The following is a 16,231-nucleotide window of genomic DNA, read 5'->3' as shown; positions in this document are numbered from 1 at the left end:
GCCGTCACCCCTTAGGCACGAACGCGTGACAGGACATCATCAAGCTCGCTGACGCTTTCTCCGATCTGTTCGACAGAACCCGCGAGCAGAGTAGAGGCTTTCGCCATTTCGACATCCAGTTTGCCCAGCGTTTTATCCAGGCTGCGTGAAACACCTTCGGAGAAGTCTTCAAACCCTTTCCCGAGCACGTCACTGACATTTTCCATAAAGGCCTGTGCTTCCCGGTTATAGCTCTGCAGACGTTCACCGTGCTGCTTGAGGTCGGCGATGAATTGGTTGCGCGTGGTTTGTTCAGACTGCGTATTTGCGGCGAGCAGCTCCAGCATTGCAATGGATTTGCTAACAGCTTCCCGATTGTTACGATAATCAGCCACAACGGAAGTGAGTTCGCTGGTGGCAAGGGAGAGTGATGAACCTGCCGATTGCGCTTTATTCAGCACGTCAGCGGTAAGGTGGTTTGCTTCTGACACCCGATCACCTGCATGCTCAAAGCGTTCGGCAGCCATACGCATTTTGTCCGCGCCGTTTTGCATATCCTGAATCTGTCGGTTGGTTTGTTCTGCGAGCAAGCGAAGTGTTTCTGTCGTTCCCTGATGCTGGCTGGCAACAGTGTCGATCAGCTGTTTAATCTGATCGTCTACCTCACTCATCACACGCTGTGTCTGTTCGTGAAGGGACTGCTGATTCGCTTGCTGAGTCGCTGAAATCTGTTGCTGGCCCTTATCAATCTGCCCAAACAGGCTACCCAGTTGTTCACCAAGCAACTCGACAGAGGCTGCCATTTTTTCCATTGTGGCGCTTTGTCCCTGCTGCACTGAATTCTGAATGGCTTCAATAAAGGCGGTCATATGTTCTGCTTGGGCTTTTTCTCGCGCCTCGCTATCAGCGAACATTTTTTCCAGTTGGCGAGCCATTCGCTCTCCGGCACCTTCACCTTCTGCGCCAATTTTAGCCACCGAGGCCTGAAGGCTAGTGAGCATGTCATTCATGCCAGCCTGCATAGCTTGCTGGCCAGATTTCATCTCTGATAACAGTTGCTCGATGAGCTGCGCGCTGCCCTGGCGGGTATCATCGCTCACCTGACGCATATCTTGTAATAACGTGGCGAAACCGGTTTGCATTGTTTGAATGGCGCCAACGGTTTGTCCCATCATTTCGTTGAGGTTTGTAAACTGCTGACCAAAGGTGGTGTCGAGTTTCGCCATAAACGCGGTCAGCACATCCTGCAGCATGTTTTGTACCATGCCGCTTTGATCACCGCTGGCGGTCTGAACCGCACCGGCAATTTTATCCAATGGCGACTTCAGGCTGTTTTCAATCGCGCCGCTGACCTGGTCGGCAAACTGTGAACCTGACTCGCGGTAAGTTGCGCTTAACGTATTAGCAAGGCGTTCATTTTCGACTTTCTGGCTCTCGGCCAGATGCAGCAACATATCGCGTAAATCAGTGACCAGACTCTCTTTCAGATGGCGTGCCTGGGTTGCGCTTTCATTACTTGATTTCACCAGTGAGGCAAGGTACTCCTCGCCAACGCCGCTGTCATAAAGCGAGTCGAGAGATGCGGTGAATTTTTCCAGATATTTGTAGCACTTAGCGATGGATAATTTTTCAAGCCAGGTGACCAGAATGGAGGCGAAAATAGCAAATGCAGAACCCAGAAAGGCGTACAGCACATCGCGCAGCAGATTATTGACGCTGCTGGAGACCTGCTCCGGTGTGCTGGGGTCGAAGTGGTTGAGACCAATCATCAGACCGTAGAAGGTGCCGATAATCCCCATACCGGTCAGAATACCGGGCAGGTGTTTGAAAAATTCGGTGTTCAGCGGAATATCGACCAGTTGTTGCTCCGAGAAAAAGCTAGCGCTCGGTGCAGTAGCCCGAATACGGACGATTTTCTCTTCGCCATCCTCCAGTTCATATTGTGAGTGCAACGATTCTTCGAACTCATTCCACGCATGCCTGAGTTCAGGCCGCTGAAACAGGCTCTTAAGGTGCTCAAGCTGGACCTCTGGCGCACTTTTTTCAATGCTGGTAATTGATCGCGTGTATTTTTTTAGTCCATAAATAATTCTGATGGATCTCAGCAAATAAAAGAAAATAAAGCAGACAAAGGCAAAGGTAACGAGGCCGATAACGGTGAAAGGAACCCAATGGGGTTCCACAGACGTAAGCGCCACTAAGAGGGAATTAAGCCAGGACATTGTTTTACCCGTTTAATATATTAATCTGTACTCGGAATTACCATCGACAACATTCTGATTACCTTTAATCAAAATTTATACGCTGCAATGGTTGTCACCGCATCGCTTCTCCTGAATGGCTGAAGCCACTCGGGCGGTTAATGATAAAAGTAGAATAAACAAGCGAGACGGTGAACTAGTTTCTTCTTTTTTATCCTTCAAAAGCAACCGTCTTCGTTCTGTGTCGTTAGTAATCGCCCCGTCCGGGTATCATTTTGCCGCTATAATCGCAGTCGAAAACGGTATACGTTATCGCTCTACAGAAGAACAGAGCATGTCTGCACGGTTGCTCTGGGTTATAGAGCAAAATTGCAGGTATATTGAAAGGTGGTACGCAATTTATTACGTGAAAAAGCTGTGATTTCTAGCCTGTGTTACGTAAAATATAACGTAACAAATTCACCTTATGCTTTTATGGATTACAGCATGGCTAGTGTTGATGCAGATTACTGCTACTCTTTTCCAGCTATACGTGGCATTCAGGCTGGTCGTCCTTTCTACATTGCCACGTGCCCGATGCGCATCATTCCCAAGATATTCAGCTTTGATGAAAATGACGTACCACCTGAGCTACGCGCGCAGCGCACGCTGAATAAATCACGCATCCCCGAAATGGTGCGTTATCTGCTGGAAAATCCAAAAGATTATGTGTTTTCAGCACTGACAGCGTCTATTGCCGTTGACGTTCAGTTTGATGAGTTCCCTAACTCCAACAACCTGGGGACGTTATGCGTGCCAATGGATGCACAAATTCTAATCAACGACGGTCAGCATCGCCGTAAAGCGATTGAAGACGCTTTGGATGCTCGCCCGGAGCTGGGCCAGGATAATATTCCGGTGTTGTTCTTTGTTGATGAAGGCTTAAAACGTAGCCAGCAGATGTTCGCCGATCTGAATAAATACGCTATTCGCCCCAGCCCGTCGCTGGCGTCTCTATACGATCATCGCGATGCCAGTTCAAATCTGGCACGTTACCTGGCGATGTCCATAGAGCCCTTTGTTGGAATGACAGAACTGGAAAAATCTGGCATCAGTCAGCGGTCAAATAAGTTATTTACGTTGAGCAGCATCAAGCAGGCTACCCGCGCATTGTTGGGTAAAGATCCCAAAGAGAACAACTTTGAGGAATGCACCCAAATTGCTACCCAATATTGGCAAGCTATTTTTAGCGTGATGCCGGATTGGCAGCTAGCGGCTAAAAAAGAGGTTTCACCGGTTCAGTTACGACAAGATTATGTTCACGCTCATGGCATTGGATTGCAGGCACTTGGGCAACTGGGATATACCCTGCTAACGGATTATCCTGAGCAATGGCCGGAGAAAATAGCTGCACTTAAAACTTTTAACTGGCGCAGAAACAACCCGGATCTCGTCAAACGTGCGATGCAGCACGGCAAACTGAGTAAAACCAGTACCGCGATCCAGCTCACCTGTAATGCGCTAAAAACCGCGCTCTCAATCCCCCTCACTCCTGAAGAACAGGAGCTTGAAGCTCAAATGGTTGTCTCATGAGTAAATTAGTTCAGGCCTACGATTTGGCCGAATATGAAGATTTTATTAATCAGGAGCAGTTCGCTGGACGCCCTCTGGCCGAATATGTTGCTGAGGTTCAAAGAATTTATTGTGCGGATAATCGTCCGTGGGTAATTGGCTACAGCGGCGGGAAAGATTCTTCTGCCGTAATTACGCTGGTGTATCTGGCTCTGCTTGGCCTGCCCCCGGAAATGCGCAACAAAGATGTTTTTGTGGTGTCGTCCGATACGCTGGTCGAAACGCCTGTGGTAGTTGATTTAATTAAGAAAACGATGTTGCAGATTGAGGCAGGCGCAAAGCGTAATGACCTGCCAATCACTCAACACGCAGTAACGCCTAAAACGAATGAAACCTTCTGGGTCAATTTACTGGGTAAAGGTTATCCGGCTCCAACCCGGAGTTTCCGTTGGTGCACTGAGCGCATGAAAATCAATCCGGTGAGTGACTTTATTAAAGATAAGGTCAGCCAGTTTGATGAAGTGATTGTTGTCCTGGGTTCACGTAGTAGTGAGAGTGCCTCCCGTGCACAGGTCATCGCAAAGCACAAAATTGATGGCTCACGCCTGGCCCGACATACCACGCTGGCAAATGCGTTTATCTATACCCCTATTGATACCTGGGATGTCGAAGACGTCTGGAAACTGCTGCGCGGCGCGTTCCGCTATGCCCCGGACGATATTGATGAGTGGGAAAGCCCGTGGGGTGGAAACAACCGTCCTCTGTGGACGCTATATATGGACTCTTCCGCTCAGGGTGAGTGTCCCCTGGTGATCGATGAAAGTACCCCTTCTTGTGGTAACTCCCGCTTTGGCTGCTGGACCTGTACCGTGGTCACCAAAGATAAAGCGATGGAGAGCCTGATCAAGAATGGCGAAGAATGGATGTCTCCGCTGCTGAAATACCGTGATCTGCTGGCATTTACCACCGATCCAGTAAATAAAGACACGTTTCGCAACTATAAACGTCGTACTGGCAAGGTCAGTTATCAGTATGCCAAAGATGGCGAAGAAATTAGTGCCGAGCGTAAACATGTTCCTGGCCCCTACTGGCTTAAGTATCGCCAGCAGTGGCTAAAAGAGCTGCTGGTAATCGAGCGTGATTTAAATGCTCAAGGCCATACGATTACGTTAATTACCCAACCGGAGCTGCATGCTATCCGTCAGGAATGGTTGAAAGATCCTAATGAACCAGACTGGTATGACACGCTACCGGGTATTTACCGAGAAGTGTATCAGCAGGATTTAGACTGGGTAGTGGACGATCAGTCGCGCTTTGACGCCAGCGATGCAGATTTGTTGATACAGATAGCTCAGGGATTTGACGTTGCACCCGAGATGGTCATGAAGCTGATTGAACTGGAAGTGTCAATGGAAGGGCTAAGCCGTCGTCAGGGGATTTTTGACAAACTCGGTACCATTCTAAAACAGGACTGGGGTAGTCTCGAAGAGATCCAGCAGCAACAAGCAGCACTACAAAAACGTAACGACCGGGATATTCACCAGGAAGAAGTCACCAGGCTGGAAGCTGAACTTCAGGTTCTACAGCGAAGAATTGTCGATGCCAGTGAATCCTCTGTTTTAGTCGAGGAGGAAAACGAACGTGCTCATTAAACAACTAGTGTTACATAATTTTCGGGTATTTAACGGTACTCATACCATTGATCTGGCCCCCAGAAAGCGCCCACACGATTTGAATCCACGACCTATTGTACTGTTTGGTGGTTTAAACGGTGCAGGGAAAACGTCGATCCTATCAGCGATCCGTCTAGCACTATATGGTCGGCTGGCGTTTGGCCTTGCCACTCAACAACAGGAATATGTCGAGCAACTTAGTTCGTTAATTCACAACGGTGCGTACGATATTGAACAACCTGAGGAAGCCGCTGTCGAATTGACCTTTACCTATAATAAGGGCGGCCATGAAGCGGAATTTACCGTTACGCGAACCTGGAAAAAAGGTAAGAAAGATCGCCTATCTCTGCAACAGGATGGACAGCCACTCAGTGAGCTGGATTACGATCAGTGCCAGGGGTTTCTTAATGAATTAATCCCGCATGGTATTGCCGATCTGTTCTTTTTTGATGGCGAGAAAATTGCGGAGCTGGCGGAAGATGAATCCGGCAATATTTTGCGTACCGCAGTGCGCCGTTTATTAGGTCTGGATCTGATATCCAAACTGCGTAATGACTTAATGATTTTTGTTAAGCGCCAGCAATCCAGCCAGTTGGTGGGTTCTCAACAACAGCAGATTGCAGAGCTTGAAAAACAAAGTAAAGAATTGGCCTGCCAGACTGAAGAGATACTGGAAAGAGCCGATTTTGCCAAATCGCGGATTGAGTTTATTTCTAAAGATATTATCCGTTATGAAGGTTTGCTAAATGCTCAGGGGGGGGCTTTTGCCCAGACAAAAGCGCAGGAAAAGCAGAAAGTTGATGCGTTATTGAAAGATAAGGAACGTCTGGAAAAAGCACTGCGTCAGGAATGTGATGGGCCGCTACCTTATGCGCTTGCGCCCACTATTTTGTCTCGTTTACTGCAACAAATTACTGATGAAACGCAGATTAAACAGGCAAAAAGCTTTGAAAAAGAGCTGAGCCAGTTTTTAACGCAACTCAGAAATGATATTGCATTTCGTTCTGCGGGGACTGGCAAAATAGCAGCTGAAGCGATTACCGATAATCTAAAAGAGTATATGACAACTAAGCCTAAAGGCGATTTGCTGTTTGATATCTCTGAACGTGAAGCCGGTATGCTCCAACAGTCGATTGAACAAGACAGCAAAAAGGCATGGCAACGCTTCGATCTTTACCGTACCCAGTTATCAGAGACTGAACAGCAGTTAGAGCAGGCTGCTGCAAATATTGCCCGCGCCCCGGAAGACGACCAGTTAATGGAGCTCTTTGAGAAGCTACGCGAACTGGATAAGCAACGTGAAAAACAGCGGCAAAAATATCTTTCATTGCTGGAAGATGCTAAACGAATTAAGCAACAGCAACTGGATTGCGTTCGTCAGGTACAAAAAATGCATGATGTTGCCCGAAGTCAGCATGGCTTGAGTAGCGCCTTTAAAAACGCTCAAGAAACGATTAATTTACTCGATCGATACAGTGATGTATTAACGCAGGCAAGAGTGAAAACACTGTCAGCGAATTTCGAAATAGCCTATCGCAAACTGGCCCGTAAAGAAGATTTACAGCTTAGTGCGCACATTAACCCAGAGACGTTTGACGTAGAGCTGATTGATGAACAAGGATCCGTCATAAAACGTAAGCTGCTTTCTGCCGGTGAAAAGCAAATTTATGCAATTGCTATTCTTGAGGCTTTAGCAAAAACCTCAGGCCGTGATTTACCGGTGATTATCGATACGCCATTAGGACGTCTGGATTCTCAGCATCGGGATAAACTGATTAACCACTATTTCCCGTTTGCCAGCCATCAGGTAGTGCTGCTATCTACTGATACGGAAGTGGATGAGCGTTATTTTGTTGATCAATTGCGTGATGATATCTCTCATGCTTATGAGATTGTGTTTAATGCACATACCAAATCGTCTGCACTGAAACCTGGCTATTTCTGGGAATTAACTAAGGAGGCGATCTGATGCTCCCGAATCGAATGGTGCTTAGTCGTCAGACTGAAGAGCAGCTTAAAAAATTGAAAGGATATACAGGGATTACGCCCAATGTCGCTGCTCGACTGGCATTTTTCCGTTCGGTAGAGAGCGAGTTCCGTTATTCGCCTGAGCGGGATACCAAGAAGCTGGATGGCTCGCTGGTACTGGATAAAATTACGTGGCTGGGGGAGACATTACAGACTACAGAATTGGTGTTGAAGATGCTTTATCCACAGATGACGCAGAAGGATATGATTAAAGCCTGGGCAGCACATGTTGAGGATGGGATTGCGGGGTTAAGAAACTATCGCTCGGTAAAAGATTTTGTATATGGAGTATACAAATAATGGAAAATAATAAGTCGATATTCACCCCATCTTTGCTAACAAAGCATGAAAATGGCACACTAACAACGGTAATCTGTATTAGTCGCGACTTGATCTGACATATGGTAATCCCCCCGAAAAATCGATGCAGGCATAAGTAGAATTTTCTCCTAACCTGAATGCAGGGGGGATTACCAGTGCATATAACAACATCAAAGGATTATGAGGGGCCCTTTAGTCCCCTCGCCGCCAGCACGAAATTAACTAAATTTTTCAGAAAGCTAAGATCCATAGACCTACCAGGCTCAACCCTTAGAATTGTTCAGGCGGGATAACATGGAGGAAACCTTCACTTTCTTAACACTCATCTTCAACTGACCGTTATCCAAATGGTAGCCAACTGATAAACACTGTCCTTTGGATAGGTCTCCTAGTTGCTTTTCCCACTCAGCCTGCTTTGTACCTGGCATGCTCAGTTCAAGAATTTTCGCGTACGTCTTTGTCTCTGTTTTTGCTGGTGCAAAAATCAGCTTGTGACACGCCTGGAATAAACGATCTTGCTCATCTTTACGCAGCATACTTAGCGTTTGAGTCGCCAGAATTAGGGATACCCCAAACTTGCGTCCTTCCGTTAACATTTTGCCCAATGGGCTCTCCAGGCGATGATCGAGGTTCTGCACTTCATCCAATACAATAGGAATCGGTTTTTCCTTACTACCGTAACTACATGCGTAGGAGTATAGATCCCAAAGTAAAAACTCAGTACAAAGCATTGAAATATCGTGGTTAAGCGACGCAAGTTGCATAATTGTTGAGCGGTGATGTTCACTCTCAAACACATCATTCCAACTTTTATCACTGTCAGATGAAAACAAGTTAGACTTAACAAGAGGAGCCAGCTTGCTTGCAAGTGCTGGTCCTGCAGTTTCTTCCTCGTTTAGGTCATCCAACATATTCTGTAAGCTATAAGCACTACCATATCGTTGGACACCAGATTCAATCACTTCATTGAGCACTGCGATCTGGCGCTCGCCAATTGTCGAATATACCTTGTTAAAAACAGAGGCTACCCTTCCAGCCACCATATGAGGCTTCTCTTCGAGAAAAATCCCGCCAAAATCTTGCTTTTGAGCTCTAAATGGCGACATACCAAATGGCTCATTACAAAGAATATTGGATTTAGGATTTGTTCGTTCAATAAACTCCGGCTCAAGGTGATTCGGCAAGAATCCGTTTGTATAATCAATCACCAGCGACCGAATTTGAGCATCGGCCAAGCTCATCAACAAACCTTGTATACAGTAGGTCTTACCCTGCCCTGAGCTACCAAAAATGATCAGGTGACGGTTTGCTAAATCCTTGTGCCCGTACTCCCAGAAAACTTTTTCGCCGGTAAGCGTATTCTGACCAATTTCAACTCGGCATTCACTCGCATAATCTGGGGTTGGCTCTGCAGCTAACTTTGACGGCTCCTCTGTTTGGAGGTTCGGTTTTAAATCCTCTGGCTTATCGACCACAACGTCTAATGGAACGAGCGACTCTCTTTTTTTCAAAGCTGTCTGCCCCACCAACATATACTCCGCCGGCACATGGCAGATCTGTGCGATGTCCTTTTCGTTCATTAATACTTGAAGCGGGTGTTGCACCAGTGAAGGCAGCAAAGACATAGGAAGGTCAACCTTCAACACGCCATCCTGCATGTTATAGCCAGGTTCGAAACAGCTTCCGCTTTCAAGGTGGCTAACCACTAGACCTGCTGGATAGCTCTCAAGCTCCGCAATCGCGTAGTTACCGCGTAGCCACTCTTCTTTCTCTGCCAGCAGGGCTTCGAAATAGTCATTGCTGAATACGTTGTACAGACGGTATTTGTCGATTTGCATCAACACTTGGCGGATAAACAAGCCTCGGTATAGCTTCGACGCCAGTGTCTCGTCGCTCAAAAGCTCTGTTAGATAGCGGCGAAGCTCATTCGCTTGCTGTACTGCTTTTTTGTAGTCTGGCGTGGAGCCTGTTTTCACTTCGACAGGAAGCAAATAAAGGTTACCCTCTTTAAAGCCCACCAGCAGTATATCATCTGAAATCGCGCCTTTTTTATATCTCTGCACATTGCGTGAGAAGTCACTGTCGGTCATTTTCAGGCCGATGTTACCCGACACGCGGATCATTTCACCAACTGAGAGCGGAACCCAGGTGATATCAGATTGGTGCACCAGACACGTCGCAAATTTATAGGCGCCGATAATGCCAGTTCGCTCTTTGCGAATGGTGTCGTTGCAAGTCAACATCTTCAGTAGCCAATCACCATTGAAGGCATTGAACTCGTTAATCTGCTTGCCGCCACTTTGTGCAACCACCCTTTCGAACAAACCACGCTGTGCCGTCACGGTTATCGCATCGTAGCTGGCTGAGCTGGTGTACTGATCAGAATAATGAATAAGCACGATACATTGATTGGCGTGGAAGAAGTCTAGCGTCACTTTCGGGTCGATGATGGTGGTCCAAATCGAGCTGTCATAAGAGCGCGCTAGCAGAGATTTAAAGTCTTCACTGACCGCAAGAGCAGGAGCATTGGCCCCCGTGTATTGTGTGCTGGGCTTAAATGCTGGTTCTATTAACGAGCCAACATACTTCGCTATTTCCAAGTGTGGTTGGTTACTATATTGAACGTTTTGCAAACCAAATGCAGTGAAGTATGAGCCTTCATCACTTTTAGAAGCGTCGCCCGTCAGCAGACCATCACACGCAATACCACTAGGCATGTCGTCAACGCTCAAGGTCGTTAACTTCACGTTGTCGTTGTTTCTGAAAAAAGACAGGTGCGAGTAGGCTTGCCCTTCGCGTTCACTTTGAGCATTGGTAAACTTGCTGTAAGTTAGCCGGGTTCGCAGAATATCGATAATGGTGTCGGCATTTTCTCGCACTTTCTCTCGGTCCAATTCCAACCAAGACTTTAATTCTTCGTAATTGAACGTTTCTGCAAACTGGTCAAATGCATTGAAAACCAGCTCATCATCGTAGAGGTTGACATGAATTGATGCCGCTTTATCGAGGTTATCTTTTACATAGTCAACCAAACCGAGGAATAACTCTTCTGCACGATCTTGATTCACGGCATTCACCAACACACTCTTCTCTGAGCCGGTAAACAAGTGGCGAAACGCTTTTTGGAACTCGTTGATCTTTTCTTTAACCAGCTTGCGAACGAACTTCAGACAACTTTTCTGGTGAGGGACACTTTTAACCCAAAACCCGTTTTCTGTTACTTGCTGGTTGTAGGCAAACCCATGCTTGGGATGATAGACATACGGAAGCAGTCCACTTGGCCCCAAGCGATTGAACGTGACAGTTGGCAAGTCAGCAAAGCTGTCATCTTTTTGCATTTCATTACAAAGATTTAAGTAGTAAGCCAACACCATTGGGTGGAATGGCGAGTAATATTCTTCACCATTCTCGCGAACCAAACCGATTTGCATCACAAGCTTTTGCTCTTTGGTAAGCATGCCACCAGTTGGGATCGCGTTGAAATAATCAAGGAATGCATCCACGGTCGCTTTCACGAGTGCCGTAAATATAGGCCCCCACGAAACCAACGAAATAGTTGTTCGTCGGCTCGCTAGATAGTCAAACAGTGCTTGGTATGCTGAGTGAAGACCGTCATCAATAGACCTTAACTGTTCCAACGCCATGCTGTTGGATTCCGCTAGGTAGACTTGCTTTTGCTGAACGAAACACTCTTCCCAACGAAGTAGGCTAATGCGCGGCTCCATGACGCGAAATTCACTATGATCGATCGCGACAACGTCTTTACTCGGATAAAGCTCGCCAAACACGTGATCGTCAAACAATTTGTGGAAGCGAGATTGGTTAAGCAGCAATGGGAAGGACAGGCTGCTTTCTACCTGTTCACCCTCAATATAAAATGTCAGGGAATTATCACCTGATTTCACCACAAAGCTGATTTCTTCTGACTCGTTGGCCAAAGATTCAAAATCGACAACACCAAATTCTGCGCGGTCAACCACTTCACCGACATCATCTAGGCTTCGGTTTGCAGTTAGCGCCGGGTTAATAACCAAGCTGTTGTCTACCGTTTTCAAGGTAAGGCGTTTTTTTGAAGGCTCAACGGCGAAAATGTTTTTGAATGCCTCGAGGTGAAACTCGCCTTTTCTGACAACCAAGCAACGGAAGTTATGGTGTTCAGAGGTATTGTCACGCTTCAATGCTAGCGTGAAAAACAAAGGCTCATTGGCATAACTAGCTGCTAGAGTAGCGTTTGCCCCTTTACTAGTTAGGCGCGTGCTGATGACTTCTTGTTTGCCAAGTGCATTCGCTGGCGAGACTTTAAACTGCTCTTTTCTTAAATCGCTGATGCCAGAAAAGCTCAGTTTAAGTTCAAACTCACTTTGCCCTTCTTCCAGTGCAATAATCAAGTGACGGTCACGCAATCCTGCTTTAGTTTCTTTTAGGTAGCGACCAATCACTTGCGCATTATTGGTCTCGTCTTCACCTTCATGCTTAAGGTTCTGAATCTTATTCCTTTTGATCTCTTCTCGATAAGTTTCAAACTCCACATCTTTCCAACCATCGTCAGAAAAATGTTCTTTGATAAACCTACTACTAAAGCCTTTCAGCCTTTCTTCGAGTTGCTGACCAAAATGCTCTACTTCAAACGACAACTCTTGGTAAAGCGTACGGTTTTCTTCTAGGCGCTGTTTGATCTGTTTTTTATTGCCCGATAACTCAGCAACAAAAGGATCCTCAAACATGCCTAGCTCGCTGAAACACAGCTCGCCATCCTCAACTGCCTTGTATAAAGACTCGAAACCGAACATGGTCGCACCATCTTCCAAAATCGCGTCAAATTGGTCGTCCAAAAGGCAAAGCGAAACGTCTCGAGATTTGTCAGATTGCTCAATAAAGCCACTAAGAGCGAATTTGATGTTCCCTGGACTCCACACCTGGCCAGACTGGCCAAGATCTTCCGCCGAGTTGATGAGAGTATCTAGGCGACTATTGTGAATCACCACCAGTGCACAGCCCTTCAACGGACCTTCCTGGCTTGCTATTTCGTCACGCAAATTAGAGATGTAGTTTTCGGTAAAGCCCGTTTCACACGCATCTTCGCTATGAAGCACTGGCACCACTTTGCAGTCTTCTAGGTCTAAATAGCTCAGCGCTACACCATTGCGATCTTCGCTCTCTCCTCCTTTTCGCGCTAAGAGCGCATCGAAAAGTCGCTGACTATTAGCATGGTCAGGAGAGTTAAACTGGTAGCGATAGCCTGCGCGGATGTTTCCTTTCGCGTGCAGTAAAAACTGCTCAACCAGAAACGATTCAAATTGTTTTGCGCACATACACTGCATCTCCACTATCACTCATGCGTTCAACGTTGCCAATTCGCTCATAGAACTTAATAAGCTCTTGTTCTGTCTGCTTATCAACAAAAATCCCCCTTTGCTGTAAGCCAATTATCAGCTCATGGAAGCGAAGCTTTTCTTCCTTACCCACCACCAGGTTAGTAAGCAAAATAATGTGGTCTTGAGTGAGTACTAACACCCGACCAGAGCGACCACGAGCTTGCACGAAGCCAGTAGCCATGTTTTCTTCAACCGCTTTAATATATTTTTTGATAGTCCCCGGACGGTCGGTTTTAGGGTCTCTGAACTGTTCTTCAGCAAGCTTCAAAGCATATTCCAACCAATCAATTGCGGTTTCTGCTTTTTCAGGTATTGCTGTTTCAAGTTTTCTGTTGTGGCGAAACATTTTTGCGTAATTTTCAATATACCCAGCTAGATCACTCCGCTCTGAACTCTTAATATCCTTTGCCAATTGCCACAAAGGTTTTTTTAATTTTTCTGGGTTTGGTTGAAGATTTTCCAGCATAGAGAGGAAGGGAAACAGTTTGAAAGACGATTCGCTAAAAAGCTTGTAACCGTGCTTTTTGATATGGATACGTTCACTGCTGGCGCGCTCATGATCCATGATGAAATACAGCGGTTTCGCGGTTGGGGCTTCACCTGTTTTCCAATCCGACAACGATAGGCTTAATTGAGCCGTGTAAGCAAAGCCATAGAATGCCAAGAAACGCTCGAACTCATCCAACAGGTATTTCGGATAACCAGTTAAAAACTCGAGGTCACGTTTAAACGCCTCTGCTATATAGGGCAAATATGGTGACTCGGTCACTTGGAAGTCCTTGTCACGATCTGACTTTGTTTTGTCTAAAAGCGTTTTAAGAAACTCCTCTTCGAGGAAGTTCAAGTTAGATTCAAATCGTTCAATTTGCTGTCCTTGAAGTAAGTTAATAAACAAGGATGCCATTCGCATGTCGCGCGTGTACTTGTTATCTTGACTCTTCTGGCTCTTAAACAACAGAAACTCAGGGGTTACCGAGAATATATTTTCATTAGTGAAATACATATCTTCAAGTACACTCCAAAATGCCTCTTCACCCAATTTGTTTTGTAAGTTGTTTTTGCAATCCGCAGTAAAATCTTGGTAATTGTACTTTTCTATTTTTTTACAAAGTAATCCACGCAGGACTAAGCCCACGACTGATGACCAGTCAAAATCATTGCCTTGCGTACGAATGGGAATGTAACTGCTCAACGTATTCTTATTTTGGAACTTATCAGCTACCGTTTGTGGCAAACCGGCCTTTATCGGTAATGTGAAATTATCGGTCGTCATTAGTGCATACCACTCACTTCAAAATAGTCACTTTCTTCTTTCACGATTTTGTAGCGCTTATCACCCTTGAGAATAAAAAAGGTCTCTTTTTGCTTAGCTACTGTCAGCATCTGTTCCAATGCTTCATCAAGTAACAAAACAGCATTTTTGTCGTGCTTGTTAGGGCGATACCCCTGCCCAATCTTGACCAAAAGCTCAAGTAGTTTGACGCTAATTGGCATTGGCTTAAGCGATTGTTCATCGACTTTCAGATACACATTGAAGGTGCCTATTTTTTCGAGTGTACTGTTTTGTATTGCTGAAAAATCGGCCTTAACTTCAAGAGACACCGCCATTTTGTAGCCATTAAGCTCAGAAACTAAATACTCGTCTTTGTCGAGTGTTGGGGCATGACGATTACAATAGCGGTGAAGCGCTGCGATCAGCGTTTCTTTGTAGAAACTGCCAAGCAGTTTGCGCATCTTTCCTGAACCATCGAAATCACGATGTCGCATCCAGACAGATGCATAGGTTTCTACCAGATTGTTTGTGAACTCGTTTTGGATAGGCGTTACAAACTCATTGCTGAGCTCTTTGTCACCCCGAAGCAAATAGAAAAGGCGAAGAAAAGACGTTGCTTTGGTTACCTCGTAAAAACCAAGCTCGTTAATTTTAGATCTAAACGCATTGAAACGCTCATCTTCAATGCCCAGCTCATGCTGAAGCACAAACTCATCGACGGTGCGCGTGTGCAGATTACTTGGGTCAAAACCCTGTATACGGGATAACAGCTCGTTATCACTGCCTGCAAACAAGTTGTCGAACAAGTAGCCATCCGCCGCGAGCAACTGGAAAATGAAATCCAGTAACGCTCGGGCCGTGAGGAACTGATCTTTGATAAGACGGGCTTTGAGTAATAAGCCGATCAGAGATTCCTGAACTGAAGGGCGACTCAGCAGCGCATAGTTTGCCGTCAGGCGAGTATGACCTAGAGATTTGAGCTCTTTGTCATAAAGCGCATAGAAAGGATTCTCAAGCGTTTGTGCTGTCAATCTTTTTAGAAATTTTTCTGCAAAGTCTGATGCACAGCCCTCAGCATTGAAGGTGAATTTTGGATAGTCTTCAAAATCCAAGAATACGTACTGCTTTGGAATTGCTGATCGCTTACGAGAGAGAAAGTCTCTGAGCACCTTTTTGATGTCGCTATGCTCTTTGGAACCTTCTTCTGCATAATTGCCGAGCATACCAACGTTAATACCCACAACAAGTGGTTTATGACTTTGCTTGAACTGGGTGAATCTTTGATCAAGAGCTTGAATGGCTGTCTGGCTTGGATTGAAGCTGTGAGTCGCATCCAAATGGAAGTCATGAGTCACTTTGTGCTTTTGGCTGTACTGCGTCAAGATCTCAGACTTGCCATCACCACTACTTCCGCATAGGAATATGACTTGATTGGACTTAGCAGATAGGAGTGCTTTTTTAAAATCCGCTTCTATATCTGTCGTGATGTATATGTATCTCTTGAATCCAACGAGGTGATCTTGATAGTGCTCTCTCTCGGTACTGACCGCATACGGTGAAGACTTTGAGAGAATGCTGAGAGCTTGTGCAAATTTCAACGGTCATTATTCCTTGAAATAATCAATAGGTTAAATATTACTAAAAAATGCACTGCATTACTGTGATTTCAATACGAATATAGAGTGTCATCATAATGGACAAAAATCGATGAAAGAGACTGTAGTTTAAATTGTGTATCTGCCTGTTTTTGATATGTTCCTCCTGTGACCTGCTCCCCGTTGATTAATACACCGCGATGTTAGTAATGTCTTCATAAGCCACATGAGGACA

At 45.8% G+C, this 16,231-nt stretch carries 8 protein-coding genes; 4 read left to right on the top strand and 4 right to left on the bottom strand.

Translation table 11 applies throughout. The features are described 5' to 3' along the window. Positions 1 to 11 precede the first annotated feature (11 nt). On the bottom strand, positions 12 to 2,201 hold the full coding sequence (gene zorA1 / locus OGV67_RS16190; protein ID WP_112026114.1) for a type I Zorya anti-phage system protein ZorA1: 2,190 nt from the start codon (positions 2,199 to 2,201) through the stop codon (positions 12 to 14). Between the two features lie 465 nt (positions 2,202 to 2,666). Between zorA1 and dndB the strand changes: the two genes are divergently transcribed. From dndB to dndE, 4 genes are read left to right on the top strand one after another with little or no spacing between them, the layout of a single operon-like run. After that, a complete protein-coding gene (dndB, locus tag OGV67_RS16185; RefSeq protein ID WP_021552210.1) occupies positions 2,667 to 3,752 on the top strand; it encodes a DNA sulfur modification protein DndB in 1,086 nt (361 codons plus the stop codon). After that, positions 3,749 to 5,383, top strand: coding sequence for a DNA phosphorothioation system sulfurtransferase DndC (dndC, locus tag OGV67_RS16180; RefSeq protein ID WP_001577627.1), 1,635 nt, complete (start codon positions 3,749 to 3,751; stop codon positions 5,381 to 5,383). Before dndB ends, dndC begins: the two co-directional genes overlap by 4 nt. After that, the gene (dndD, locus tag OGV67_RS16175; RefSeq protein ID WP_115615180.1) at positions 5,373 to 7,373 is read left to right on the top strand and encodes a DNA sulfur modification protein DndD; all 2,001 of its coding nucleotides are present in this window, start codon (positions 5,373 to 5,375) and stop codon (positions 7,371 to 7,373) included. The genes dndC and dndD overlap by 11 nt, the downstream gene beginning before the upstream one ends. Continuing rightward, positions 7,373 to 7,732, top strand: a complete 360-nt coding sequence (gene dndE / locus OGV67_RS16170; RefSeq protein WP_058675766.1) for a DNA sulfur modification protein DndE — start codon at positions 7,373 to 7,375, stop codon at positions 7,730 to 7,732. Before dndD ends, dndE begins: the two co-directional genes overlap by 1 nt. A 284-nt stretch (positions 7,733 to 8,016) precedes the next feature. On the opposite strand, the gene dptH is transcribed toward dndE, so the two are convergent. The 3 genes from dptH to dptF are packed head-to-tail and all read right to left on the bottom strand — an operon-like array spanning position 8,017 to position 15,999. Further along, entirely contained in the window at positions 8,017 to 13,065 is a 5,049-nt protein-coding gene (gene dptH, locus OGV67_RS16165; protein WP_115615181.1) for a DNA phosphorothioation-dependent restriction protein DptH, read from the bottom strand. After that, the gene (gene dptG / locus OGV67_RS16160; RefSeq protein ID WP_001577623.1) at positions 13,046 to 14,401 is read right to left on the bottom strand and encodes a DNA phosphorothioation-dependent restriction protein DptG; all 1,356 of its coding nucleotides are present in this window, start codon (positions 14,399 to 14,401) and stop codon (positions 13,046 to 13,048) included. The genes dptH and dptG overlap by 20 nt, the downstream gene beginning before the upstream one ends. Further along, positions 14,401 to 15,999: a DNA phosphorothioation-dependent restriction protein DptF gene (gene dptF, locus OGV67_RS16155; RefSeq protein WP_115615182.1), complete on the bottom strand. Its 1,599-nt coding sequence runs from the start codon at positions 15,997 to 15,999 to the stop codon at positions 14,401 to 14,403. Before dptF ends, dptG begins: the two co-directional genes overlap by 1 nt. Between the last annotated feature and the right edge of the window lie 232 nt (positions 16,000 to 16,231).

The organism is Citrobacter sp. CK188 (assembly GCF_030333525.1).
Lineage (GTDB): Bacteria > Pseudomonadota > Gammaproteobacteria > Enterobacterales > Enterobacteriaceae > Citrobacter_B > Citrobacter_B koseri.
The sequence above is the reverse complement of the archived record's forward strand: the minus strand, read 5'-3'. Positions and strand labels throughout refer to the sequence as shown.

What these genes read in the sequence shown, in the direction of transcription:
- zorA1 (WP_112026114.1), bottom strand. Translation starts at nt 2,201, where the DNA reads ATGTCCTGGCTTAATTCCCTCTTAGTGGCGCTTACGTCTGTGGAACCC.
- dndB (WP_021552210.1), top strand. Translation starts at nt 2,667, where the DNA reads ATGGCTAGTGTTGATGCAGATTACTGCTACTCTTTTCCAGCTATACGT.
- dndC (WP_001577627.1), top strand. Translation starts at nt 3,749, where the DNA reads ATGAGTAAATTAGTTCAGGCCTACGATTTGGCCGAATATGAAGATTTT.
- dndE (WP_058675766.1), top strand. Translation starts at nt 7,373, where the DNA reads ATGCTCCCGAATCGAATGGTGCTTAGTCGTCAGACTGAAGAGCAGCTT.
- dptH (WP_115615181.1), bottom strand. Translation starts at nt 13,065, where the DNA reads ATGTGCGCAAAACAATTTGAATCGTTTCTGGTTGAGCAGTTTTTACTG.
- dptG (WP_001577623.1), bottom strand. Translation starts at nt 14,401, where the DNA reads ATGACGACCGATAATTTCACATTACCGATAAAGGCCGGTTTGCCACAA.